Consider the following 22,837-nt stretch of genomic DNA (forward strand, 5'->3'; position numbering starts at 1 on the left):
GGTCACGGTCATATCAGGTCGTTCGCTCTCAGGAACCGGTCGGCGACCTTCGCCGGGCTCAGCCGCATCATCGCGGCGGCCTCGTTCAGGGCCTGCATGGCTTCCTCCGTGAGCAACTCGTCGACGGCGTCGAGCGGTTCGGTGAGCCGCTTGCCGTGCTGCTCGACGAGGGACGTGCGCACGACGGGGGAGACGTTCTGGAACCCGAAGATGGCCTGGTCGTCGTCGAGGATGGTGAAGTCGTAGCGGCGCAGCTGCGGATCGGTGGTGAACACGTCGGCCGCGTCCACGTCGCCGTTCTTCAACGCCGGGTACTGCAGGCCGATGTTGAGCGGTCGGACCTTCATGTCGTGCAGCCCGTACGCCTTGACGATGGCGTCGAAGCCGAGCGGTCCCGTGATGTTGTCGGGGTACTCGGCGTAGGAGATCTTCCCGAGGCGCTTGAGGTCACCGACCGTCTTCAGGTTGTGCTTGCGGGCGTCGGCGGTGCGTACGGCGACGGCGTTGCGGTTCTGGAACGGGGTCGGCGCCAGCAGTGAAATCCCGCGCCCCGCCTCGAACTTCTTCGCCGCCTCGTAGGTGCCGCGCGCTGTCGCCGGCATGTGTTTCGGCATCGCGAACGTCTGGAGGACGACGCCCGTGTACTCGGGGTACAGGTCGATCTGCCCGTTGCGCAGCGCGCGGTCGATGAGGTCGGCGCTGCCCACGTTGGACTTGAGGACGACGTCGAAGCCGTGTGCCCGCAGGATCTGGGCGTACAGCTCGCCCATCACCCACGACTCGGTGAACTGCTTGGAGCCGACCGTGATCACGGGGCCCGTGCCGGCGGCGGACCCGGTGGCCGTGGCCACCCCGGCGGCCGCGACGACACCGAGCGAGCCGGTCAGGAATGTGCGTCTGCGCATGCTCAGACTCCCTGCCGGGGGATCACGGCGTCCGTGGTGCGGTGGAAGACGCGGGTGTCCCCTTCGTAGGCGGTGAGGGTGTTGACGACGGTGAACGCGGAGGTGTCGGCCGTCATCCGGCTGTGCGTGACGACCTTCCAGTGCCAGTCGCCGCGCCCGCCCTCCTCGGTGCGCTCGCACTCCACGGCGGCGGAGGACGGGTCGCCCTCGGTGAGCGAGAAGCGGTCGACGGCGTCGCCGCGCTTCCACAGCCCGTCGGTGAGGTCCTTGAACTCGCCGTCACGGATGACGAGTTCGATGTCGGTGCGGCCCGCGACGGGATCGTGCACGACCTTGCGCGACGAGCCCTCGCCGGACGTGGACAGCTCGACCGGCAGGTCCGGCCGCGGCTCCCCGTGGGGGCGCAGCTCGCTGTCCGTGTCCGCCGGTGGCCGTACGGGCAGGTGGAGCGCGGCGCCGGGGGAGGCGTGCAGGGTGACGGTGACCGGCTCGGGGGACGGCCAGGCCAGCGGCCAGTACGAGGCCGAGACCGCGACCCGGATGCGGTGTCCTGGCGCGAAGGCGTGCGCGGTCGCCACCAGCGGCACGGTCACGTCGTAGGCCTGCCCGGGCTCCAGCGGCAGCGCCTCCTCGTGCCCCTCGCGGTGCGTGAGGTTGAGCAGGCCGCGCGTGACGAGCCGCGAACTGCCGTCCGGGGCACCGTCGTTGAGGCGCACCGCGAGCTGCGCGGCAGGCCGGTCGGCGCTCACCCGCAGTGTCACGGACGGCGCGCCGAGGATCTCGGCGCGCTCGTCGAGCGGCGTCGTGGTGAAGCAGTGCGCGAGCCCGTCGTCGCCGCCCTGCGGGCCGAACTGCCCGGCGGCGTCGCCGAACTGGAGCCAGCTGCCGCCCGCCGTGCCGAGCACGCGCGTGCTGTCGAGGTGTGCGTCGCGAAAGCGCAGCGGGTCGTGCCCGACCGCCTCGCCCGCCGACTCCCCGGCGAGCGCGAACTCCTGCCGCTCGATGCGCTCCGAGGGCCACCGCTGTTCGGCGACCCACCGGCCCGGACGCCGCTCCCGGTCGGCGCCGGGCGCCGACCACTCCGGCAGCCAAGCACGCAGCGCCGGATCCTGGAGGGCCCCGGTGTCCTTGCCGCGCAGGAACTGGTCGAACCAGCGCACCACTTCACCGTGGAAGTCGATCGCGGGTCCGGGCGCCGCCTGGTGCGGATACGTGTGCGCCCACGGGCCGACGAGCGCGCGCACGGGAGCGTTGTCGATGCCCTCGAGCAGGCGCAGTACAGCGCCGCAGTACGGGTCGTACCAGCCGCCCACCGCGAGCACGGCGGCCTCGATCGCCCCGAAGTCCTCGCACACCGAGCCGTGCTTCCAGAAGGCGTCGCGGGTCTGGTGCCGCAGCCACTCCTCGACGTACACCGGGGTGTCCGCCATCCGCTCCAGCCACCGCTCGCGCCAGTCGTCGCCGACCACGGCGGGGTCGGCGGGCCGCGCGTTGTAGGCGAGCATGGTCGACGCCCACGGCAGCATCTCGGAGGCGATCAGCGAACCGCCCGTGTAGTGCACGTCGTCGGCGTACCGGTCGTCCGTCGAGCAGACCGTCACGATGGCCTTCAGCGCGGGCGGGCGCAGCGCCGCGATCTGGAGGCCGTTGAAGCCGCCCCACGACTTACCGATCATGCCGACGGCGCCGTCGCACCACTCCTGCTCGGCGAGCCAGGCGATGACCTCGACGCCGTCGTCCAGCTCGCGCTGCGCGTACTCGTCGAGCATCAGCCCGTCGGAGTCGCCGCTGCCGCGCAGATCGACGCGGACGGCGGCGTAGCCTTCCGCGGCGAAGCGGGCGTGCAGGCCGTTGTCGCGGTCGGCCGTCCCGTCGTTCTTGCGGTACGGGATGTACTCGAGGATCGCGGGCGCCGGGCGTGCGGCCCCTTCCGGAAGCCAGACGCGGGCGGCGAGGCGTGTGCCGTCGGCGAGCGGAATCCACAGGTGACGCACGAGTTCTGAAGGTGCTTCGGGCAAGGTGAGGTACTCCTGTCGCGCTCCAGCTACTCACCGTTCATTCAGTAGTAGCGGCTGGGCTCCTTACCCCCCGACCACACCTCGAAACCACCTGTCCCAGAGAATGGACGGGCGAGGCGGGAACGTGGGGGATGGGACAGTGGGAGACATGGACACCCCGCCGTTCCGGCTGCTCCCCGGCGACCCGGCCTCCCCTGTGCTCCTGCACGTGCCGCACGCCTCCCGCGCGATCCCGGCGCGCGTACGGGAGGGCCTCCTGCTGGAGGGGCCGGCCCTGGAACGGGAACTGGACCTCATCACGGACGCCCACACCGATGTCATCGCGGAACGCGCCGCGCACGCCGCGTCCGTCACCCCCTGGCGGTTCGTCAACGAACGGTCGCGCCTGGTCGTCGACCCGGAGCGGTTCCCCGACGAACGCGAGGAGATGCGGGCGGTCGGCATGGGCGCGGTCTACACACGCACCACACACCGCGAGCCACTGCGCCCGGAGCCGCCCGCGGACGAGCGCGAGTTGCTGGACACCTACTTCCATCCCTACGCGCGAGCCATGACACGAGCCGTGGCCGACCGCCTCGCCGCGACCGGCCGGGCGGTCGTCATCGACGTCCACTCCTACCCGAGCCGCGCGCTGCCCTACGAACTGCACGGCACGGACCCGCGCCCGCCGGTCTGCCTGGGTGTCGACCCGTTCCACACCCCGGACGCCCTCGTGGCCCGGGCCCGCGAGGCCTTCGTCGCGTACGGCGACTCGACGGAGAACACACCGTTCGCGGGCGCGTACGTCCCACTGGAGCACTACGGCAGGGAACCGCGGGTCACCGCCCTGATGCTGGAGCTGCGCCGCGACCGCTACCTCGACGAACCCGTCACCCCGCACGGGGGCCTCGCGAAGGCCGCCGACGCGCTCGCGAACCTCGTCGACACGGTGTCCCGCGACGGCGGGCTCAGCCCAGCGTGACCAGCGACTCCGGTGTCAGGTCCGCGAGGCTCGGATACCCGTCCACCGCCATGATCAGGTCGGCCTCGGCGAGCAGTGAGCGAAGCACGTGCACGAGCCCGTCGACGCCGCCGACCGCGAGCCCGTACGCGTACGGGCGTCCGACGCCCACCGCCGTCGCGCCGAGGGCGAGCGCCTTGATCACGTCGGCGCCCGAGCGGATTCCGGAGTCGAAGAGCACCGGCATGCCGTCGGCCGCCTCGACGACCCCGGGCAGCGCGGCGAGCGCGGGAAGCCCGCCGTTGGCCTGGCGTCCGCCGTGGTTGGAGCAGTAGATGCCGTCCACGCCGCCGTCCTTGGCGCGGCGCACGTCCTCGGGGTGGCAGATGCCCTTGAGGATCAGCGGCAGATCGGTGAGGGAGCGCAGCCACGGCAGGTCGTCCCAGGTGAGCGGGTTGCCGAAGATGCCGACCCAGGACCGTACGAGATCCGTGGGGTCGGTGCTCGCGGCGATCTCCTGGAAGCGCGGGTCGGACATGTAGTTGGCGAGGCAGTGGCCGCGCAGCTGCGGGAAGTTGGACGTCGACAGGTCGCGCGGACGCCAGCCGGTGACCCACGTGTCGAGCGTGACGACGATGCCCTTGTAGCCCGCCGCCTCCGCCCGCTTGACGAGGCTCTCCGCGAGCGCCCGGTCGGTGGGTGTGTAGAGCTGGAAGAAGCCGGGTGTGTCACCGAACTCGGCGGCCACGTCCTCCAGCGGGTCCACCGTCAGGGTCGACGCCACCATGGGCACGCCCGTGCGCGCCGCGGCCCGCGCCGTCGCCAGATCCCCGTGCCCGTCCTGCGCGCACAGCCCGATCACGCCGACCGGCGCCATGAACAGCGGAGAGGCGAGCCGCATCCCGAACAGGTCCACGGACATGTCGCGCTGCGTGGCACCGACCATCATCCGGGGCACGAGTCCGTACCGCTCGAAGGCCCGCATATTGGCGCGCTGCGTCTGCTCGTCGCCCGCGCCCCCGGCGACGTAGGACCAGACGGAGGGCGAGAGGGCCGACTGCGCCCGCTGTTCGAGGGTGGCGAAGTCCATCGGCTGCGAGGGTGTGACGCCCCGCAGTCCGTCGAGGTAGATCTCGAATTGGTAGTCGCCGAACTGCGGGCTCATCACGCACCTCATCGCCAGGGGGCAGGGACACACCAATCTGCCAGCTCGACCGTGCGGGGAAAAGGGGTGGTCAAGTGTGCTGCCGTACGAAGTCCAGGGACGCGGCGAAGATCTGCCGGACTTCGGCGTCGCCCGCGCCCTGCCACCCGTGGTCGGCGCCCGGAACGGTCCGCAGCTCGACCGGAGCTCCGGCGGCCCGCAGCGCGCCCGCCAGGTCACGGCCGTGCGAGCACGCCACCATCGAGTCGGCCTCGCCGTGCACGACGAAGAAGGGCGGCGCGGATCCGTGCACACGCTTCAACGGGCTTGCGGCGTCGGCGACTTCCGGCGCCGAGGCGGGTGCGCCGCCGAGCAGCAGTGCCTCGGGAGTGGCCGGGTCCGCCGGATCGAACGGGGCGCGCTCTGTCGTCAGGTCCGCCGGCCCGTACCAGATGACCGCCCCCGCGAGCCGCGGCCCGTCGTGTGTGAGCGCGAGCAGCGAGGCCAAGTGGCCGCCCGCCGACTCGCCCCAGACGACGGCGCGTTCGGAATCGACCCCCAACTCGTCGGCCCGCAGAACGAGCCAGCGCAGCGCCGACCGCAGGTCCTCCAGCGGCGCCGGGAACGTCGCCTCGCCGCTGAGCCGGTAGTCCACGCAGGCCACCGCGAACCCCGCCGCCGCTAGCTGCTCGAACGGGCCGGGAGTCCACCCACGCGTACGCACACCCATGTCGTCGCGCCGGCCGCGCCGCCACGCGCCGCCGTGCACGAACAGCACGAGCGGAGCCGGGGCGGTCGACGCGGGCAGCCACAGGTCGAGTTCCAGCGGGCGGGCGCCCTCCACGTCCGCGAACGGGACGCCGCGCAGCGCGCGCACACCGTCCGCGTACCCGGTCGCCCGTGGCAGCGGCGCGACGTCCGGATGGGGCGCGGCGATCAACTGCCGCAGTTCGCCCGGCGTCACGAGGTCCGCCACTGGTGGTCGGGCAGGAAACGCACGTCGTACTCCTGCGGCACGGTGCCGAACTTGCCCGGCTCGGGGATGAACGGCCGGGCCGGCAGGCCCATCTCCTCCACCGGGGTGCCCAGTGACTCGAAGAACCGCTCGAAGGTCCCGCCGGGGCCCGCGGCGACTCCGACGACCTGGGAGTGGTGACGCTCCATGCGGTAGGCGTGAGCGCAGTTCTTCGGCACGAAACCGAAGTCGCCCGGCGAGAGCAGGCGCTCCAGCTGCTCGCCCTCGGGGTCCTCGGCGAAGAGCCGGACCGCGCCCTGCGTCACGTAGAACACCTCGTGGGTGTCCGCGTGCACATGCGCCGGGATGATGTCGCCCTTCGGGCCCTCGACGGTGAAGAAGTTGAAGGTGTTGTCGGTCTGCTCGCCGCCCGCGTAGACGGTGACGAGATCGCCGAAGAGGTGGGCCCGGTCGCCCTCGCCCTTCTCGATCACGTACGGCTTCGACGGGTCGGCCGGTATGCGGGAGGCGCTGCGATAGCGCGTCGCGAACTCCATGGTCATGCGGATCATCCTTGCCTGTGTCAGGGTGCCTGACGTTTACGTGTCAGGTAGCCTGACACGTGGAACGGCCGACGGGCAAGAGTGAGGTCCGTGCAGAGGTGTTCGGGAGTGTGGGTGTCCGGGAGGACGAAGAAGCGATGAGTCAGGGCCGACGTGATCTGCCGCAGCTGCTGGGCGACGCCCGCCGCTGGTTCGAGGACGGGCTGCTCGCGGAGTTGGAGGCGCAGGGAGTGGCGCCGATATCGCCCACCCAGGTGCAGCTCTTCGCGATGCTCGACGCGGCCGGCACCACCGTCTCCGAACTGGCCCGCCGCATGGGCGTCACCCGGCAGACCGTCCACCAGGCCGTGCGCGCGCTGGTCGAGGACGGCTTGCTGGAGCAGGTGCCGGACCCCGCGTCGGCCCGGCAGCGTCTGGTGCGCCGCACGGCGGAGGGGCGCCGCGCCCACGAGCGGGCGCGGCGCGCGCTGGACGGGCTCGAGGCCCGCCTGGCGGAGCGCATCGGCGAGGAGGCGCTCAGCGCGCTGCGTGCGGCGCTGGAGGCTCCGTGGGGTGGGCCGTTCGACGAGCGGCCCGACACGGCCGTCAGTCGTCGACCGCGTCCGTGACCGCGGCCAGGTCGACGAACTTGAAGTTGGTGGACGGGCGGTCCGTATCGCCCGGCGCGTCGTGGCCGTCCTGCACGACGAGGAGGCCGTGCGGGTAGCGGCGGCCCAGCGGCTCGTTCAGCGCGGCGGCGCCGTCGCACTCCTCGGATCCGTCGAGCCCGGCCGAGGCGGGCGTGACGCGGAAGCCGCCCTCGTAGGCGTTGGCGTCGGACACCTCGCGGTCGTAGGCGGCGAAGGTGTCGTCGCCCTGGCTGGAGGCGAGCAGCAGGCCGTCGCCGTCCTTCTCGGTGACCAGGGTCAGGCCCTCGACATCCGCGGTGAGGTGCTTGCCGCCGAACCCCGGATCGGCGCCCGCGACACACTCCTCGCTCGCCTCGTCGTAGGTGCCGGGGACGCCGTACCCCTTCACCTTGTCGATCAGCTTCGGCGTGCCGCCGAGGTCGGCGCGCAGCCGCCAGATGCCGACGTCCTCCTGGCCGGCGTAGAGCGTGCCGGTCGCCGGGTCCACCACCATGCCCTCGACCTGCGGCAGTTCGCCGGGCTCGCCGCACGGTGACCAGGAGGTCCCGTTCGGAAGGCGGAAGGCGGACGGGAGGTCGAGGGTGCGGACCCGGGTGTAGCCGACCGTGCCGCCGGCGCCCGCCTTGAGCTCCAGGAGGGACAGGCGGGTGCGCTCGCGCTGGCTGACCAGGGCGTACGAGCGGCCGCTCGCCCGGTCCGTCCAGGTGGCCAGCCCGTACGCCGTGCGCTGCTCGTTGATCTCGTCCTGGGAGCCGGAGAAGACCGGGGACGCCTTCGGGTCGGTGACGTCGGTGAGCGGTCCGCCGGCCCGGTCGCGGTCGATGCGGTAGAAGCGCAGCCGGTCGTTGCCCCGGTCCGAGGTCACGGCCAGCTCGCCGAGACGGGAACTGTGGACGAGGTCGACGTTGTTGAAGCGGCCGGGCGCGTCGTCGGCGCCGGGTCCCGCGGGGGCCGGCAGTGACTGCACCTCGTGCGCGGCGAGGTCGTAGACGCGCAGGCCGCCCTGTTTGGCCGTGGCGACGACGAGGCTTTGGTCGGGGTCCGCGGGGTCCCGCCAGATCGCCGGGTCGTCGGCGTCCGCGTCGCCGCCCGCGGTGTCGTCGTGCAGGGCGGGGGTCTCGGCGCGCGGCTGGACGGCGGGCAGCGCCCGGGAGGCGGCCTGCGCCGGGCCGCCCGCGGTCACGGCGAGCGTGGCGACGGCGGTGGCGAGAACCGCCAGGGACATCCGTGGAGTGGCCACGTGAAAGCTCCTTCATGTCGCGAACATGGCGGATGCATCCTGTGATCTTGGTGTGAGGGGGAGGGGAGTGGTGCCCGAAGCGGAAGCGTACAAGGGGTGAACTCACGGCGTGGCTAGGGAAGTTGGGTCGCACGGACGTCGAAAGGAAGCATTCTGAGCGGCGAGATGTCACCGGCCCTGCGGCCGGTGGGGAGTGAACTCGCCGAGCAGGACGGCGTGACCCGGGCGGGTGTCCGCGCGGGGCGGCTGGAGCCGGCCGCGGAAGGTCTGGTCGAGCGGATCCGCAACCGCGGCTCGCGGGTTCGGGTCGTCACCGTCGAGGAGGCCGTGGAGATCACCGAGTGCTGGATGACTCTCGAAGGGCTGTGCGCGGGCAAGGCGGCGGAGGAGGCCACCGGCGCGCAGCTCGACGAGCTCGACGAGCTCGCCGGGCTCGGCGACGCCATGGCCGAGGCGGTCGCGGACGGTGACCCGCTCATCTGCTCCGACCTCAACCACGAACTGCCCGCCCGCGTCCGGGAGATCTCCGGCCAGTACACGGCCGTGCGGCTCCTGGAGCGGCTCAATACCCAACTGGTGCGCCACCGCGTCCAGTTGACGCTGCGCCCGGGGCGCCCTAGCCGGCTGATCCGTCCGTACGACGCCGTGGACCCGCCCTCTCGTGGGGGCGGCCTCAGCTCAGCCGCGCACCGCGGCCAGGCACGCGTCGTACAGGTCGATGATGTCGCCCTTGCCGTCGTCGTCGACCCATGTCATCGATGCCGCGTCCAGGCACGCGAATGCCGTCGCGATCACCGCGCGGGCCCTCGGGTCCGCGCCGCCGGGCGCGACGCCCATGCGTGCTTCGATGAGCGGCAGGACGCCCTCCTGGAGCCGCATGCGCTTCTCGAGCCAACCGGCGCGCAGCGAGGCCGTGTTGTGCAGGAGACGGAACCGCTCCAGGGCCTGTTCGCGGCTGTCGTGCAGTGCCAGTACGGCGGCGAAACCCGCGCGCAGGGTGTCCCAGGCGTCGGCGCCGGCGGGCTGTGCGTCGATCGTGTCGGTCAGGACCTGCCCGAACTGTTCCTGGCCTCCGCCGAGGAGGTCCTCCTTGGTACCGAAGTAGCGGAAGAGGGTGCGCTGGGAGACACCGGCCTCCCGGGCGATCTGGGTGGTGGTCGTCTCGTCGTAGCCCTGCTCGGTGAACAGGCGCAGGGCCGTTTCGAGGATTTCCTGTGAGGCCAGTTGTCGCGTCCGGTCCCACAGGGTGGCCGGTGCGCCCGCCGCCGTCTTGGCTTCCTGCTTCATGTCGTCAGGGTATCCCAGCGCTGCCAGGGTGGCATTAACCCGACAGTTGGCAGTCGCTGACAGGCTGGCGTAGGCTGTCAAGTCCAACCTCCGGCAGTACCTAATACGTAAAGGGGCGCACCATGTCTGCACCTGCAGCTTTGATCACCGGTGGAACCAGCGGCATCGGCAAGGCGACCGCCGAACTGCTCCGCTCGCGCGGCTACCGCGTGATGGTCACCGGCGTCAGCAACGTCGCCGATGCCGGACTCCCCGAAGACGTCGCGGTCGTCCGGGCGGATGCGCGCTCCCTGGCCGACCTCGACCAGGTGATGGACCGGGCGCGCCGGGAGTTCGGCTCCCTCGACGTGCTGTTCCTCAACGCCGGCATCTCCCGTCCGGGGCCGATCGAGTCGACCGACGAAGAGGCCTTCGACGCCCTGTTCGACGTCAACGTCAAGGGCACCTTCTTCGCCCTGCAAAAGGCGCTCCCGCTCCTCGGTGAAGGGGCGTCGGTCGTGTTCACCGTGGGGGCGGGCGAAGGGCTCGGGGCCGCGATGACGGCGGCCAAGGGCGCTCTATTGCCTCTTGTGCGGTCCCTCGCGCTCGAACTCGCCCCTCGCCGTATCCGCGTCAACGCCGTCAGCCCGGGGCTGATCGACACTCCCGCCTACGCCAAGATGGGCGTGTCGCGGGAGATGATCGATTCCTGGGGTGAGGGCGTCCCGCTCGGCCGCGTCGGCGCCCCCGCCGACATCGCCGAAGCCGTGGCCTTCCTCGCTTCGGACGCCGCCGGTTACATCACCGGCGAGAACCTCGCCGTCTCCGGAGGCATCGGCGTGCACGCCGGAGCCTGACGGGCCATTCCGCTTGCTAGCGGGGAAGTGCCCCGGCGACCGCCGACGTGACGACCCGGCGGACATCCGCTTCCCCGGGCGGGCCGTCCTCCCGGTTCGCGTACAGCAGATGGCCGGAGCCGATGAGGGTGAGGCCGAGGGAGTCGATGTCGGTGCCGGGCGCCAACCGGCCCGCCCGGCGCTCCGCTTCGAGGTACGAGCGGAACATGGCGGTGGCGTCCGAAAGGACCGTGACACCGGGGCGCCCGGCCGCCCGTAGCCGCGCGCGCAGTCCGTCGCGGAAGGTGAGCAGGCCGACCATGGCGACGACGACCGGGGTGAACAGATCCGTCAGCGCGTCGGTGAGCAGGTCGACGACGGTGCGGGTACCGGCGGACGCGACGAGCGCGGAGGACCGTTCCTCCATGCGGCCCGCGCGGTCGATGACCAGGTCGGCCAGGAAGGCGTCGAAGTCGGCGAAATGGCGGTGCAGCACGCCCTTGGCGCAGCCCGCCTCCGTGGTGACCGCCCGGCTGGTGAGCGCGGCGGCCCCGTCACGCATGAGGACGCGCTCGGCCGCGTCGAAGAGCTGCTCGCGCACATCGCGTATGGCCACACCGGTCGGCACCTGCGCTTCTCCTTCGTTCGGCTCGGGCCAGACTAGAAGAGTGGGCAACTGCCCACTATGGTGGGCGCATGCCCACTCGTGACGTGAAGTCCTCCGAGGCCGCCGCGGACCAACCGCACAAGGCCCGCCACATGGCCGAGTCCTTCGGCGCCGACCCCGAGCGCTACGACCGCACCCGGCCCCGCTACCCGGAAGCCCTCGTGGCCCGGATCGCCGCCGCCGCGCCCGGCCCGGACGTCCTCGACGTCGGCTGCGGCACCGGCATCGTGTCCCGCCAGTTCCGTGCGGCGGGCAGCACTGTCCTCGGCGTCGACGTCGACGCGCGCATGGCGGCGTACGCCCGCGGCCACGGCCTCGACGTGGAGATCGGCGCGTTCGAGACCTGGGACGCGGCGGGCCGCACCTTCGACGCGGTCGTCGCGGGACAGACCTGGCACTGGGTCGACCCGGTGGCCGGAGCAGCGAAGGCCGCCGAGGTGCTGCGGCCCGGCGGACGCCTCGCCCTCTTCTGGAACGTCTTCCGTCCAGGACCCGAGCTCGCCGACCCCTTCGCCGCGGCGCACCGCGAGGCCCTTCCTGACTCGCCTCGCAACCCCTGGGCCCGCCCCACCCTCGACGCGTACGGTGCGATCTTCGCGAAGGTCGCCGACGGGCTGCGCGACACCGCCCAGTTCGGCGAACCCGAGCAGTGGCACTTCGACTGGGAGGCCACGTACACCCGCGACGCGTGGCTGGAACAGATGCGCACCAGCGGGGAGGCGGGCACGTACCGGCCGGAGCAGTTGGCGGACCTGCTCGCGCGCACGGGCGCCGCGATCGACGCGTTGGGCGGCGAGTTCACCCTGCCGTACACGGCGGTGGTGGTCACCGCGGAGCGTTCCGATGCCTGACCTCGAAACAGGCGGCGCGGCCCGGCGGGGCTTGATTGTCAGTGGCGGGTGCTTCCCTGGACTTGTACGGAAAGGGGAAGCAGGAGCGATGAGTCAGGAACCTCGGCGCCGACCGCCCGGCCGGGACCTGTGTGTCCGGCGGCACCCGGACACACAGGTGGAGTGCGTACTCCCCGACACGCACTATCCGCGCCCGCACCACGCGCTGGACGGGACGACGTGGCACGACGGGCTGTGCGGGGCCTGTCATGGGAGCGGGCGGCGCGAGGGGGAGGTGTGCGGTGACTGCCGTGGCGGCGGGTTCTGTCTGCTGGAGGAACAGGAGTGAGCGGGTGGAGGAAGTTGGGAAGTTGAGGAGGGGGAGGAGATGGACGGCATGGAGGAGCGGGAGTAGACGGGGAGTTCGGCCAGGGCGGCGCTACGCGGGGCCTGAACAGCAGTCGTCCGCCTCGGGTTCCGGCGTGTCGAGGCGGCAGTAGCACGACGAGCGGATCGGGACGTCCGCGACCGCGAGCGCCGTCGTCAGCTGCGGGGCGATGATCCGGGCCTCGGCGTCGCGGCCGAGCCGGAGCAGGCACTCGTGATAGCCGTGCAGCGCCCATACGTTGTCGGGGTGGTGCAAGGAGCGGGGGAGGGTGTCGTCCAGGCCCAGGTCGGCGGCGTAGACGGCGGCGGCCTCCGTGACCCTGCCCTGCTCCAGGAGCAGCGCCCCGTACGCGTGCCGGGTCGGCTGCATCCAGCCCCACGGCTCGTCGTAGGGGAGGGTGTCGTCGAGCTGGATGGCGCGGCGGAGGTCCGTGAAGGCCTGGTCGAAGTCGCCGGTCCGGTAGGCGAGTTCGCCGTCGAGCATCGCCGCGGCGACGGCGAGGAGGTCGAGGCACGTGTTGTTGAAGAGGGTGCGCGACTCCGGGACCCGCTCGACGGCCGCCGTGAAGCGGGAGCGTTCGGCGGCCGCCTCACGGGTGCGGCCCGTCGCGGCGAGGGCGACGCCCCTGCCGTAGTGGGTCATCGCCGTCGTCACGCAGTACAGCTCCGGGTCGCGGGGCAGCGGCAGGTCGATGAGGTCCCGCCAGCGGCCGAAGCGGACCAGGGCGTGCACCCGCATGCCCAGGAAGCCCTCGAGCCAGTCGGCCATCGGCGGGGAGTCGACGCGCAGCAGCGCTTCGGGGACCGCCGCCTCCAGCCGGTCCACGGAGTCGAAGGCCACCTCCGCCTGGCCGGCGAACATCGCGGCGTAGAGCCGGAAGTGGACGTTGTGGCAGCGGTACAGCGTGTAGAAGTTCATCGCGCCGTCGCGAGCCGATGCCAGTTCGTCTGCCTCGATGGCGCGGGTGTTGGCCGCGATGGTGCGCCTGTAGTCGCCGCACAGCACGTCGATGTGCGAGGGCATGTGGTGCAGATGGCCCGAGTCGGGGACGAGGCCGCGGAGCCGGTCGGCGGCCGGCAGCGCCTGCTCGGGCGTCGGTGACATCTCCATGAGGTGGAGGTAGAGGTGCAGCAGGCCGGGGTGGTCGCGGCCGTCGGGCCGCGCGAGCGCGCGTTCGAGCGCTTCCCGTGCCTCGACGGTGCGGGCGCCTTCGGCGGGGCGGCCCGTGGGCAGGTCCCACAGTTGCCAGGGCGTCAGATTCATCAGAGCGTCGGCGTACAGCGTCGCGACATCGGGGTCGCCCTGGTGGTTCGCGTAGACCTTGCCCATGGCCTGGGCGTACTCCTCGTTCCACACCGACTGGTCGGGCGCCGGATCGGCCGACGGGTAGCGGGACTTGAGGGCGTCGATCAGCGCCCGCTCGACCGGTGTCGCGCGGGCGGCGGCGAGCGTGGCCCGCTGGACGGCGTGGTGAGTGCGCTCGACGGTCGACGTCAGATCGCGCTCGTCGAACGCCTCCCACGGCTTGTTGTAGTTCGGCCCCAAGGCGTAGGCGAGTCCCCAGTGGGCCATGGCGCACCGCTCGTCGGCCTCGATGGCGCGCTCGAAGCAGCGGGCCGCCTCTTCGTGGTGGAAGCCGTACACCCACACCAGGCCGCGGTCGAACCACAGTTGGGCCTCGGGGGAGCCGGTGGTGATCTCGCGGTGGGAGGTTCCCAGGTCGTAATAGCCGTCGTCGTTCACGGGCGCCACCTTCGACGAGAGTGCCGGGTCCGTCCCGGGGAGGGGCGGATGCGGCACATTGTCCCGCCGCGGTCGGCGCCGCACCATGGGCGGTGCCGCGGGTGCGGGTGGGGTTATGGGCGCCGCTGGGTGTCGGGCACACGCTCCAGACGCACGAACGGGATCTGCCGCCCGATCTCCCGGAACGACTCCTCGCTGCCGTCGGACTCGAAGCCCATGAAGGCGCACAGTTTGCGGGCGGTGCGCGGGTGTTCGGGTGCGTAGCGGGCCATGACGACGGCGCCCTCGTCGGGGGTGAGGAATCGCGCGTCGACGAGCTGGCGTCGGGCGCCGTACTGGATCAAGGTGCGCGGAGTGTGCCGGAGGTTCTGGTACCAGGCGGACTTGGGGCCGAACCCCGAGGCGAGCGTCCAGGTGCCCCGCTCGGCGTCGTGCGCGACGACCTCCAGGACCACGCGGCGGTGCAGGCCGGAGACGCGGCCTTTGTGGTGCAGGAGCAGGAGCCGCTTGCCGAGCAGGGGGCCGAGGCCCGCGCGGTACAGGGCGATGGGGAGGCGGGCCAGGCGGCGCTGGACGCCGGTGGGGAGGGCCGGTCGTCCTTCGGGGGTGCGGGGCAGGGGCATCGACGGCGCCTTCCGGTTTCCGGTGGACTTCGTCGGGGTCAGGATCCCGCGGCGGCGGTGTCCTCCGCCCGGCCGGCTCCGGTGAAGAAGTCGACGAGGGAGTACGGCGCCCGGTCGCCGAGGCAGAGGTCCAAGATGTCACGAGCGTCCTCGTAGAAGCCGGAGGTGCGGGCGAACATCGCCGCTTCGTAGGCCGCGAGAGCAGCTTCGATGTCACCGGGGTGCGCGGCGATCGCCCTGCCGAGTTCCGCGCCGTCGAACATGGCGAGGTTGGCGCCGTCGCCGGACGGCGGCATGAGGTGCGCGGCGTCGCCCAGGAGCGTCACGCCCGGCACGCGGTCCCAGCGGTGTCCGTCGGGCAGCGTGTGGATCATGCGGGCGACCGGGGCGGACTCGCCGTCGGTGATCAGCGCCGTCAACTCGGGGGCCCAGCCCTCGAATTCGGCCGCGACGCGGGCCTTCGCCGCGTCGGCGTCCGTGAAGTCGATGCCGGTGAACCAGGAGGCGGGGCGGGTCAGTTGGACGTATGTGTGGAGGACGCCGCCGGACTCGCGGTGCGCGCTGATCCCCTTGCCGGGGGAGGGGGCGAGCAGGGCGCCGGCGCCGACCGCCTCGGCGGCCGCCGGGTGCCGCGCGTCGGCGTCGTACAGGTACGTCTCGACGAACGTCGTCCCGGTGTAGGCGGGCGTGGCGTCAGAGACGAGCGGGCGGACCTTCGACCAGGCACCGTCGGCGCCGACGAGGAGCCCCGTCGTGACGGTCGAACCGTCGGCGAAGGCCAGCTCGTGGCGGCCGTCGCCGAGCGGCCGGACGCCGGTGATCTTGTGTCCCCACCGGACCGTGCCCTCGGGCAGCGAGTCGAGCAGGATCCGGCGCAGGTCGCCGCGGAGCACCTCGGGGCGTTTCGCGCTGCCGTCGTCGGGCTCGTCGAGCAGCACCTTCCCGTGCTGGTCGAGCACGCGCATCGCCTCGGCGCCCTCGTGGATGATCGCGCGGAACTCCTCGGTGAGCCCGGCCGCCGCGAGCGCGGCCTGGCCGTCGGCCTCGTGTATGTCGAGTTGGCCGCCCTGGGTGCGGGAGTCCGGGGAGGGATCGGCTTCGTAGATCGTCGCGGGGATGCCGTGAACGTGCAGGACGCGGGCGAGGACGAGGCCGCCGAGGCCCGCGCCGACGATCGTGATCGGGGTGGTGGTCTTCATGATCTTGCTCCGTTTCGAGAGTTCCGGTTCGGGGTTCTGGTTCGAGGGTTCTGGTTCGAGCGATCTGGTTCGAGAGTTCTTGCGGTGACGAGTCTGGAACGTTGTTCCATTCGATCCTCCGACAGTTTGGAACAATGTTCCAGCCGTGTCAAAATGGGGGTCATGGCGACCAGGGCACAGCGGGTGGAGCGGCGCAGCGACGCGCTCTCGAAGGAGCGGATCGTCGAGGCGGCGATCGAGATCCTCGACACCGAGGGCGAGAAGGGGCTGACCTTCCGCGCGCTGGCGGCGCGTCTCGCGACCGGTGCCGGGGCGATCTACTGGCACGTCGCGAACAAGGACGAGTTGCTCGCGGCGGCGACCGACGGGGTCGTCACCCGCGTCGTCGCGGACGTCGTGTGCGGGGCGGAGCCGCGGGAGGGGATCCGGGTCCTGGCGCTCGGCGTGTTCGACGCGATCGACGCGCACCCGTGGGTGGGGACCCAGCTCTCCCGTGAGCCGTGGGGGTCCGCACTGCTCCAGATCTTCGAGGGCCTTGGGAGCCGGCTCCAGGAGCTGGGCGTTCCGCGGGCCGAGCAGTTCAACGCGGCCTCCGCGCTGCTGAATTACGTACTCGGGGCCGCCGCCCAGAACTCCGCGAACGCCCGCCTCGTGCTCCCGGGCGCGACCGACCGCGCGGCGTTCCTCGGCGGGATCGCCGCGCGGTGGGCGGAACTGGACGCCGCGCGCCACCCGTTTCTGCGGCAGGTGGCGGCGGACCTGTCCGAGCATGAGGACCGTGCGCAGTTCCTGGCCGGCATCGACCTCATACTGGCGGGTATCGACACCGCGAGGAGGGCGCATGGCTGAGAGCGGGAACGGGGCCCGGGCCGAGGGCCGGGACGACGTGGACGCGGTGACCGCCGCGGTGCTCACCGCGTCGCGGCTGCTCGTCGCCGTGTCGGCCCGGTCGCTCGCGGAGGTCGAGGACCGGGTGACGCTGGCTCAGTTCCGGATGCTGGTGGTGCTCTCGACGCGCGGCGCCACCAAACTCGTCACGCTCGCGGAGCAGTTGCACGTGGCGCCGTCCACGGCGATGCGGATGGTGGACCGGCTGATCGCGGCGGGACTCGCGGACCGCCGCGCGAACCCCGCCAACCGCCGGGAGACGCTCCTGCAGTTGACCGACGAGGGGCGCCGCACCGTCGAGAACGTGACGGCGCGGCGCCGCCAGGACATCGCGGGGATCGTGGAGCGCCTCGCCCCGGAACAGCGCGCCTCACTGATCGACGCGCTGGACGCGTTCAACGAGGCCGGCGGCGAACCCTCGGCCACCGCCACCCCCGACCCGACCCTGCACCCCTTGGGCTGGACCGACCTGCCGCCGGGCGCGGTGGGCTGACCTCGGGCGGCCCGGAGCTGCGGGGCACCGTCCGGTGGGGGCCGGGCCATGGTGTGCTGCACCGGTCCGGGCGAGCTCGGCCACCGCGGGCTGGATCTTGCGTGTGCTGAACTGTGCGGCATCGTTCTGTGCAGTACGGAACCTGTGCAGTACTGAACCTGTGCTGCACGGGCCTGTGTTGGGCCAGGTCTGCCTACATCGTCCTGTGCTGCGCTGAGCCGAACCTGCGCTGCACCGGCCGGTGAGGTTCGGCCTGTGCGTGCCGGACCTGCGCGGGCACCGGCCGGTGAGTGGCTGCCCTGCGCGGGCTGGACCTGTGTCGCGCCGCCTCGCACCGACCTGCATCGTGCTGGCCCGCGCTGCACTGACCCGGGCCGCGCTGTCCCGCGCCGACCCGGCCCGCGTTGCCCGCGCCGCACTGACCCGGGCCGCGCTGCTCCGCCCCGCCCCGACCCGGGCCGCGCTGTCCCGCGCCGCACTGACCCGGCCCGCCCCGACCCGGGCTGCTCCGCCCGCGCCGCCCCGGGCTGCCCCGCCTCACACCGACCCGCCCCGACCCGCACCCACCCGCGCGGGCGCGCCACGGCCTACGCCGGCTGGCCCTGTGGAAGCTGGTCCTGTGGCGGCCGCATCTGCTCCGGCCGTGTCTGCGTGGGTGTCGGGTGATGCAGTGCGCGCAGTGCCCCCTGGTGGCTGAGCCAGCCCACCGGCTCGTTTCCCTCGGTGGGCATCACCGGGAGGCCGGTGCCGGGGGCCGTGAGGAGTGTGTGCAGGGCTGTGGCGAGGGGCTGGTCCGTGGTCACGCGGGGGGTGGGGAGGGCGAGTTCGCCCACCGTGGTGGGTGTGCCCTCCGGTTGTTCCGTCAGGGTCTCGGCCACCGCCTGTGCCGTGACGACGCCGAGGTGCGCGCCGCGGTCGTCGCGTACAGGCAGGGCGCCGTGGCCCGATCGGATCAACAGCTCGGCGGCGTCGGCCAGTTGGAGTGACGCGGGGAGGGGGTCGGGCAGCGGTTCGAGGACCGCGGCGACCTGCTGGCCGCCGAGCGGGGCGTCCTGTGTCGGGCCGTCCAGGTCGATGCCGCGGCGGCGCAGCTTGAGCGTGTAGATGGTGTCGCGCGTGAGCAGGCGGCTGACGGCGGTGGCGAGGACGATCGACAGCATCAGCGGCAGGATGATCGAGTACTCGCCGGTGAGCTCGAAGAGGATCACCACGGCCGTGATCGGCGCGCGGGACGAGCCCGCGAAGACGGCGCCCATGCCCACTAGCGCGTACGCCCCGACGGCCCCCGCCGTGCCGGGCAGCAGGCCGTGCGCGACCGCGCCGAACGCCGCGCCCAGCATCGCCCCGATGAACAGGCTCGGCGCGAACACCCCGCCTGAGCCGCCGATGCCGATGGTCAGGCTCGTGGCGATCATCTTGCCGACGAGCAGGAGCAGCAGGAAGCCGATGGCGTAGCTGCCCTCGGTCGCCTTCTCCAGGACCGGGTAGCCGACCCCGTACATTTCGGGGAGCGCGAGCAGGACCAGGCCGAGCGCGAGTCCGCCGACCGCGGGGCGCAGCCACTCGGGGCCGCGCCACAGCCAGTCGCAGGCGTCCTCGATCGCGTACAGGACGCGCGAGAAGCCGACGCCGACCGCGCCCGCGACGACGCCGAGCACCGCGAACAGGGCGTACTGGCCGAGGTATTGGACCGGGAAGTCGGGCAGGCTCAGGAACGCCACGTCGCCGAACGCGGCCCGGCCGATCACGCTCGCGGTGACGCTGGCCAGCACCGTCGCGCCGAACGCCTCAACGGTGAAGGTCCGCAGGATCAGCTCCATCGCGAAGAACACACCGGCCAGCGGGGCGTTGAACGTCGCCGCGATACCGCCCGCCGCGCCGCACGCGACCAGCAGCTTCAGCCGCTCCTCGGAGAGTCCTGTGACCCGGCCGAGCGTCGAGCCGAGCGCCGAGCCGATCTGCACGATCGGCCCCTCGCGCCCCACGGAGCCGCCCGAGCCGATGGTCAGCGCCGACGCGAGCGTCTTCACCACGGCGACTTTCGGGCTGATCCGGCCGCCGCGCTTGGCGACCGCGAGCATCACCTCCGGCACACCGTGACCGCGGGCCTCCTTGGCGAAGCGGTTGACCAGCGGGCCGTAGAGGAGGCCGCCGATGACGGGCGTGACGAGGACGAAGAAGGGGCCGAGCCACGGCACGTGCGGGTTGGCGCTGCCGGGGGCCGCCGCGTAGTCCGCGTGCCCGGAGAACAGCCGCGTGAACGTCTGGATGCACCAGCGGAAGACGATCGAGCCGAGCCCCGCTCCCGCGCCGACGAGCACCGCGAGGACCATCGTCGAACCCCGGCCGCCGAGCACCAATCGTCTGGCCCGCAGGCCGCCTCCTGTGCCGCTCACTCTTTTCCCTACCTTACTTTTGCACCATGCAAAACCCTTACCTTTGCATTATGCAAAACGTGTCAAGGGGGCTTGCGGGCGGGTCTTACGGAGTGATGACGCATCGGCCCGTTGCCGTGGTGCGCGGGGCCGGGGGACCTAGCGTGGCGGCATGCGAGTACTGGTCACCGGCGGTGCCGGGTTCATCGGGTCCCATGTCGTCGAGGCGCTGACCGCGCGCGGGCACGACCCCGTCGTGTTCGACGTGCGGGAGGACCCCGGCGCCGACGTGCGCGACCCCGACGCGGTCGCCCGCGCCCTGGCCGGCGTGGACGCCGTGTGCCACCAGGCGGCGAGAGTCGGTCTCGGCAACGGCGTCGCCGACGCCGCCGAATACGTCTCGCGCAACGACCTTGGTACGGCGGTGCTGCTCGCCGCCATGGCCGAGGCCGGTGTGCCGAGGCTCGTGCTCGCCGGGTCGATGGTCGTCTACGGGGAGGGGCGCTACGTCTGCCCGCGGCACGGCGTCGTACGGCCCGGACCGCGCGACGTCGCCGACCTGGACGCGGGTCGGTTCGAGCCCCGGTGCCCCGACTGCGGATCCGAGCTGGCGCCCGGCCTCGTCGGCGAGGACGCCCCCGTCGACCCGCGCAACGTGTACGCCGCGACCAAGCTCGCGCAGGAACACCTGGCCGCCGCGTGGGCTCGCGCGAGCGGCGGTACGGCGATCTCGCTGCGCTACCACAACGTGTACGGGCCCCGGATGCCCCGCGACACCCCGTACGCCGGTGTCGCCTCCTTCTTCCGCTCCGCGCTCGCCCGCGGCGAGGCGCCCCGCGTCTTCGAGGACGGCCGCCAGCGCCGCGACTTCGTCCACGTACGGGACGTCGCCGAGGCCAACGCCGTGGCACTCGAGGCCGACGCCGGGCCGGGCGCGCTGCGCGCCTACAACACGGGCAGCGGCACACCGCACACCGTCGGCGAGATGGCCTCGGCGCTCGCGGCGGCGTACGGCGGGCCCGAGCCCGTCGTGACGGGGGAGTACCGGCTCGGCGACGTCCGGCACATCACCGCGGACTCGGCGCGCCTGCGCGCGGAGCTGGGCTGGAAGCCCGAGGTGCAGTTCGACGACGGCGTACGGGAGTTCGCGCGGGCCGCGATGGAACGGTGACCGCCGGGGCTCAGGACGGTGCGGCGGTGCTCGGCAGTGTGACCTCGAAGCGGCAGCCGCCGGGGATGTTGCGGACCGTCGCCCGGCCCGCGTGCGCCTCCACGATGCCGCGCACGATCGCGAGGCCGAGGCCTGCACCCGCCGGGGGTGTACGGGCGTGGGTGCCGCGCCAGCCGGTGTCGAAGACGCGCGGGAGGTCGTCCTCGGGGATGCCGCCGCAGGCGTCGGAGACCGACACGACGACGCCGTCCGGCGAGCGGTGCGCGGCGACGGCGACCGTGCCGTCCGCGGGCGTGCGCCGGATCGCGTTGACGAGGAGATTGCCGAGGACCCGGCTCATCTCCTTGCCGTCGACCTCCACCGGCACCGGCTCCACCCGCTCGCCGACGAGCCGCACCCCGTGCTCGCGCGCCAGCGGGTCCGCGCCCGCCAGTGCGTCGCTGACCAGGTCGTACAAGGACATCCGTGCCGGGGCCAGGGGCAGCGCGCCCGCGTGGATGCGGGACAGCTCGAAGAGGTCGCCCACCATGTCGTTGAGCCGCTCGACGTCCGTGCGCATCTGCCGCAGATAGCGGTCCGGGTCGGCGGCGACGCCGTCCTCGAGGGCCTCCGCCATGGCGCGAAGGCCCGCGAGCGGCGTGCGCAGATCGTGCGAGATCCAGGCGACCAGCTCGCGCCGCGACGTCTCCAAGGCGCGCTCGCGCTCCCGGGACGCGGCGAGCTTGGCGCTGGTCGCCGCCAGCTCCCGGCTGAGCTCCTCCAGTTCGGCGGTGGCCGGTGCGGCAGGCGCGGCGAAGTCGCCTCCGTCGCCGAACGAGCGCGCGGCGACGGCCAGTTCGCGGCTGCGGGCCACCACCCAGCGGCCGAGGACGAGCGCGGTCGCCAGCGAGACGGCCGCCGCCATCGCCACCACCAGCGTCACCACGGTCAGGTCGTGCGGCGACAGGAACATCGCCCACGCCACGGCGAGCGTGCCCGCCAGCATCGCGACCACGCCGACGGTCGCGACCACGGCGATCGACGCGGTGAGAGAACGCCGCCGCAGCAGCCGCAGCGCGCCCGCCCCGGCGAGGCCCGTCGCGGCCGCGCCGGCGAAGGCGTACAGAGCGATGAGGAGGATGTCGCGCACGGTCAGACCTCCTGCGGGGCGGGTTCGATGTGGGTGGCGGGTTCGAAGCGGTAGCCCACGCCCCACACCGTCCGGATCAGGCGCGGGCGCGCCGGATCGTCCTCCACCTTGCCGCGCAGCCGGCGGATGTGGACCGTGACCGTCGACAGGTCGCCGAACTCCCAGCCCCACACCTCGCGCATCAGGTCCTCCCGGCTGTACGCCCGCCCCGGATTGCGCAGGAAGAACGCCAGGAGGTCGAACTCCCGCAGGGTCAGGGCGAGTTCGGCGCCGTCCCGGGTGACCCGGCGCGCCGCCGGGTCGACCGTGAGGCCCGCCGCGCGCAGCGGACGCTGCCGGGCGGCGGCCGGGCGGGCGCGGCGCAGCACCGAGTCCACGCGCAGCACCAGCTCGCGCGGGCTGAACGGCTTCGTCACGTAGTCGTCCGCGCCGACCTCGAGGCCGAGGATCCGGTCGTCCTCGTCGCCGCGCGCCGTGAGCATGATGACCGGGACGGGGCCGCGTTCACGCATTCGGCGGCACACCTCGAGGCCGTCCATGCCGGGCAGCATCAGGTCGAGCACCACCAGGTCGGGCCGGTGCGCGGCGGCCCGCGCGAGCGCCTCCGGGCCGTCGTCCGCGCGGTCCACGCGGTAGCCGGCGCGGTCCAGGTATCCCGCCACCACCTCGGCGACGGTCGGATCGTCGTCGACGACGAGGACGCGGGCCGCGCCGCCGTCGGGGCCGGCCCCGTGGGCTCGTATGACTGCTGCATGCCACCAGCCTCGCACCGCGCGGGGCCCGCGCGGACACCCGGCGGCGACCGAGCGGCCGACGTCCGTGTTTCGTAAGGATC

22 protein-coding genes and 1 pseudogene are annotated in these 22,837 nt (G+C 72.6%); 9 read left to right on the forward strand and 14 right to left on the reverse strand.

The genetic code is table 11. The features are described 5' to 3' along the window. Positions 1-8 precede the first annotated feature (8 nt). Both ACP4E5_RS42560 and ACP4E5_RS42565 read right to left on the reverse strand, forming a co-directional pair. Entirely contained in the window at positions 9-905 is an 897-nt protein-coding gene (locus ACP4E5_RS42560) for an ABC transporter substrate-binding protein (protein ID WP_425839448.1), read from the reverse strand. Positions 906-907: 2 nt separating this feature from the next. Continuing rightward, positions 908-2,923: a CocE/NonD family hydrolase gene (locus ACP4E5_RS42565; protein ID WP_425839451.1), complete on the reverse strand. Its 2,016-nt coding sequence runs from the start codon at positions 2,921-2,923 to the stop codon at positions 908-910. A gap of 148 nt (positions 2,924-3,071) precedes the next feature. Here ACP4E5_RS42565 and ACP4E5_RS42570 point away from each other — a divergent pair, with 148 nt between their 5' ends. Then, positions 3,072-3,884, forward strand: coding sequence for an N-formylglutamate amidohydrolase (locus tag ACP4E5_RS42570; protein WP_425839454.1), 813 nt, complete (start codon positions 3,072-3,074; stop codon positions 3,882-3,884). On the opposite strand, the gene ACP4E5_RS42575 is transcribed toward ACP4E5_RS42570, so the two are convergent. From ACP4E5_RS42575 to ACP4E5_RS42585, 3 genes are all read right to left on the reverse strand, one after another. Beyond that, positions 3,871-5,028 carry an alpha-hydroxy-acid oxidizing protein gene (locus ACP4E5_RS42575; protein ID WP_425839456.1) on the reverse strand — a complete coding sequence of 386 codons (1,158 nt, stop codon included), beginning with the start codon at positions 5,026-5,028 and terminating at the stop codon, positions 3,871-3,873. The genes ACP4E5_RS42570 and ACP4E5_RS42575 overlap by 14 nt on opposite strands. Before the next feature lie 70 nt (positions 5,029-5,098). After that, complete coding sequence (locus ACP4E5_RS42580) at positions 5,099-5,983, reverse strand: alpha/beta fold hydrolase (protein WP_425839459.1); 885 nt, start codon at positions 5,981-5,983, stop codon at positions 5,099-5,101. Next, on the reverse strand, positions 5,968-6,525 hold the full coding sequence (locus ACP4E5_RS42585; RefSeq protein ID WP_425839461.1) for a quercetin 2,3-dioxygenase: 558 nt from the start codon (positions 6,523-6,525) through the stop codon (positions 5,968-5,970). The genes ACP4E5_RS42580 and ACP4E5_RS42585 overlap by 16 nt, the downstream gene beginning before the upstream one ends. 137 nt (positions 6,526-6,662) lie before the next feature. Between ACP4E5_RS42585 and ACP4E5_RS42590 the strand changes: the two genes are divergently transcribed. Continuing rightward, positions 6,663-7,133, forward strand: a complete 471-nt coding sequence (locus ACP4E5_RS42590; protein WP_425839464.1) for a MarR family winged helix-turn-helix transcriptional regulator — start codon at positions 6,663-6,665, stop codon at positions 7,131-7,133. Here ACP4E5_RS42590 and ACP4E5_RS42595 read toward each other — a convergent pair. Then, positions 7,111-8,379, reverse strand: a complete 1,269-nt coding sequence (locus ACP4E5_RS42595; RefSeq protein ID WP_425842096.1) for a phytase — start codon at positions 8,377-8,379, stop codon at positions 7,111-7,113. The genes ACP4E5_RS42590 and ACP4E5_RS42595 overlap by 23 nt on opposite strands. Positions 8,380-8,541: 162 nt before the next feature. Between ACP4E5_RS42595 and ACP4E5_RS42600 the strand changes: the two are divergent. Next, positions 8,542-9,042, forward strand: a pseudogene (locus tag ACP4E5_RS42600) (GntR family transcriptional regulator); the annotation flags it as partial. Positions 9,043-9,072: 30 nt separating this feature from the next. On the opposite strand, the gene ACP4E5_RS42605 reads toward ACP4E5_RS42600, so the two are convergent. Beyond that, positions 9,073-9,681 carry a TetR/AcrR family transcriptional regulator gene (locus ACP4E5_RS42605; RefSeq protein ID WP_425839467.1) on the reverse strand — a complete coding sequence of 203 codons (609 nt, stop codon included), beginning with the start codon at positions 9,679-9,681 and terminating at the stop codon, positions 9,073-9,075. Positions 9,682-9,803: 122 nt separating this feature from the next. Between ACP4E5_RS42605 and ACP4E5_RS42610 the strand changes: the two genes are divergently transcribed. Then, positions 9,804-10,517, forward strand: a complete 714-nt coding sequence (locus tag ACP4E5_RS42610; protein ID WP_425839470.1) for an SDR family NAD(P)-dependent oxidoreductase — start codon at positions 9,804-9,806, stop codon at positions 10,515-10,517. Positions 10,518-10,533: 16 nt separating this feature from the next. On the opposite strand, the gene ACP4E5_RS42615 is transcribed toward ACP4E5_RS42610, so the two are convergent. Further along, entirely contained in the window at positions 10,534-11,124 is a 591-nt protein-coding gene (locus ACP4E5_RS42615; protein ID WP_425839472.1) for a TetR family transcriptional regulator, read from the reverse strand. A gap of 68 nt (positions 11,125-11,192) precedes the next feature. On the opposite strand from ACP4E5_RS42615, the gene ACP4E5_RS42620 reads away from it, so the two are divergent. Both ACP4E5_RS42620 and ACP4E5_RS42625 read left to right on the forward strand, forming a co-directional pair. Next, positions 11,193-12,014 carry a class I SAM-dependent methyltransferase gene (locus ACP4E5_RS42620; RefSeq protein ID WP_425839475.1) on the forward strand — a complete coding sequence of 274 codons (822 nt, stop codon included), beginning with the start codon at positions 11,193-11,195 and terminating at the stop codon, positions 12,012-12,014. Positions 12,015-12,102: 88 nt separating this feature from the next. Then, on the forward strand, positions 12,103-12,342 hold the full coding sequence (locus ACP4E5_RS42625) for a hypothetical protein (protein WP_425839478.1): 240 nt from the start codon (positions 12,103-12,105) through the stop codon (positions 12,340-12,342). 90 nt (positions 12,343-12,432) lie between these two features. Here ACP4E5_RS42625 and ACP4E5_RS42630 read toward each other — a convergent pair whose 3' ends face one another. From ACP4E5_RS42630 to ACP4E5_RS42640, 3 genes are read right to left on the reverse strand one after another with little or no spacing between them, the layout of a single operon-like run. Continuing rightward, the gene (locus ACP4E5_RS42630; protein ID WP_425839480.1) at positions 12,433-14,211 is read right to left on the reverse strand and encodes a tetratricopeptide repeat protein; all 1,779 of its coding nucleotides are present in this window, start codon (positions 14,209-14,211) and stop codon (positions 12,433-12,435) included. A gap of 26 nt (positions 14,212-14,237) precedes the next feature. After that, positions 14,238-14,747 (reverse strand): nitroreductase family deazaflavin-dependent oxidoreductase, encoded by a 510-nt coding sequence (locus tag ACP4E5_RS42635; RefSeq protein WP_425839482.1) that lies wholly within the window; start codon positions 14,745-14,747, stop codon positions 14,238-14,240. Positions 14,748-14,785: 38 nt separating this feature from the next. Next, the gene (locus tag ACP4E5_RS42640; protein WP_425839485.1) at positions 14,786-15,946 is read right to left on the reverse strand and encodes an FAD-dependent oxidoreductase; all 1,161 of its coding nucleotides are present in this window, start codon (positions 15,944-15,946) and stop codon (positions 14,786-14,788) included. A 162-nt stretch (positions 15,947-16,108) separates the two neighbouring features. Between ACP4E5_RS42640 and ACP4E5_RS42645 the strand changes: the two genes are divergently transcribed. Together ACP4E5_RS42645 and ACP4E5_RS42650 are read left to right on the forward strand one after the other, a co-directional pair. Beyond that, positions 16,109-16,795, forward strand: coding sequence for a TetR/AcrR family transcriptional regulator (locus ACP4E5_RS42645; RefSeq protein WP_425839488.1), 687 nt, complete (start codon positions 16,109-16,111; stop codon positions 16,793-16,795). Beyond that, positions 16,788-17,327 (forward strand): MarR family winged helix-turn-helix transcriptional regulator, encoded by a 540-nt coding sequence (locus ACP4E5_RS42650; RefSeq protein WP_425839490.1) that lies wholly within the window; start codon positions 16,788-16,790, stop codon positions 17,325-17,327. The genes ACP4E5_RS42645 and ACP4E5_RS42650 overlap by 8 nt, the downstream gene beginning before the upstream one ends. Before the next feature lie 587 nt (positions 17,328-17,914). Here ACP4E5_RS42650 and ACP4E5_RS42655 read toward each other — a convergent pair. Then, the gene (locus ACP4E5_RS42655) at positions 17,915-19,660 is read right to left on the reverse strand and encodes a chloride channel protein (RefSeq protein ID WP_425842099.1); all 1,746 of its coding nucleotides are present in this window, start codon (positions 19,658-19,660) and stop codon (positions 17,915-17,917) included. Positions 19,661-19,874: 214 nt separating this feature from the next. On the opposite strand from ACP4E5_RS42655, the gene ACP4E5_RS42660 reads away from it, so the two are divergent. Then, positions 19,875-20,873 (forward strand): NAD-dependent epimerase/dehydratase family protein, encoded by a 999-nt coding sequence (locus tag ACP4E5_RS42660; protein ID WP_425839493.1) that lies wholly within the window; start codon positions 19,875-19,877, stop codon positions 20,871-20,873. A gap of 10 nt (positions 20,874-20,883) precedes the next feature. On the opposite strand, the gene ACP4E5_RS42665 is transcribed toward ACP4E5_RS42660, so the two are convergent. Both ACP4E5_RS42665 and ACP4E5_RS42670 read right to left on the reverse strand, forming a co-directional pair. After that, positions 20,884-22,002 (reverse strand): sensor histidine kinase, encoded by a 1,119-nt coding sequence (locus ACP4E5_RS42665; RefSeq protein WP_425839495.1) that lies wholly within the window; start codon positions 22,000-22,002, stop codon positions 20,884-20,886. A 2-nt stretch (positions 22,003-22,004) separates the two neighbouring features. Continuing rightward, the gene (locus ACP4E5_RS42670) at positions 22,005-22,745 is read right to left on the reverse strand and encodes a response regulator transcription factor (protein WP_425842102.1); all 741 of its coding nucleotides are present in this window, start codon (positions 22,743-22,745) and stop codon (positions 22,005-22,007) included. Positions 22,746-22,837 lie beyond the last annotated feature (92 nt).

It is taken from the genome of Streptomyces fractus (assembly GCF_049844455.1).
Classification (GTDB): domain Bacteria; phylum Actinomycetota; class Actinomycetes; order Streptomycetales; family Streptomycetaceae; genus Streptomyces; species Streptomyces fractus.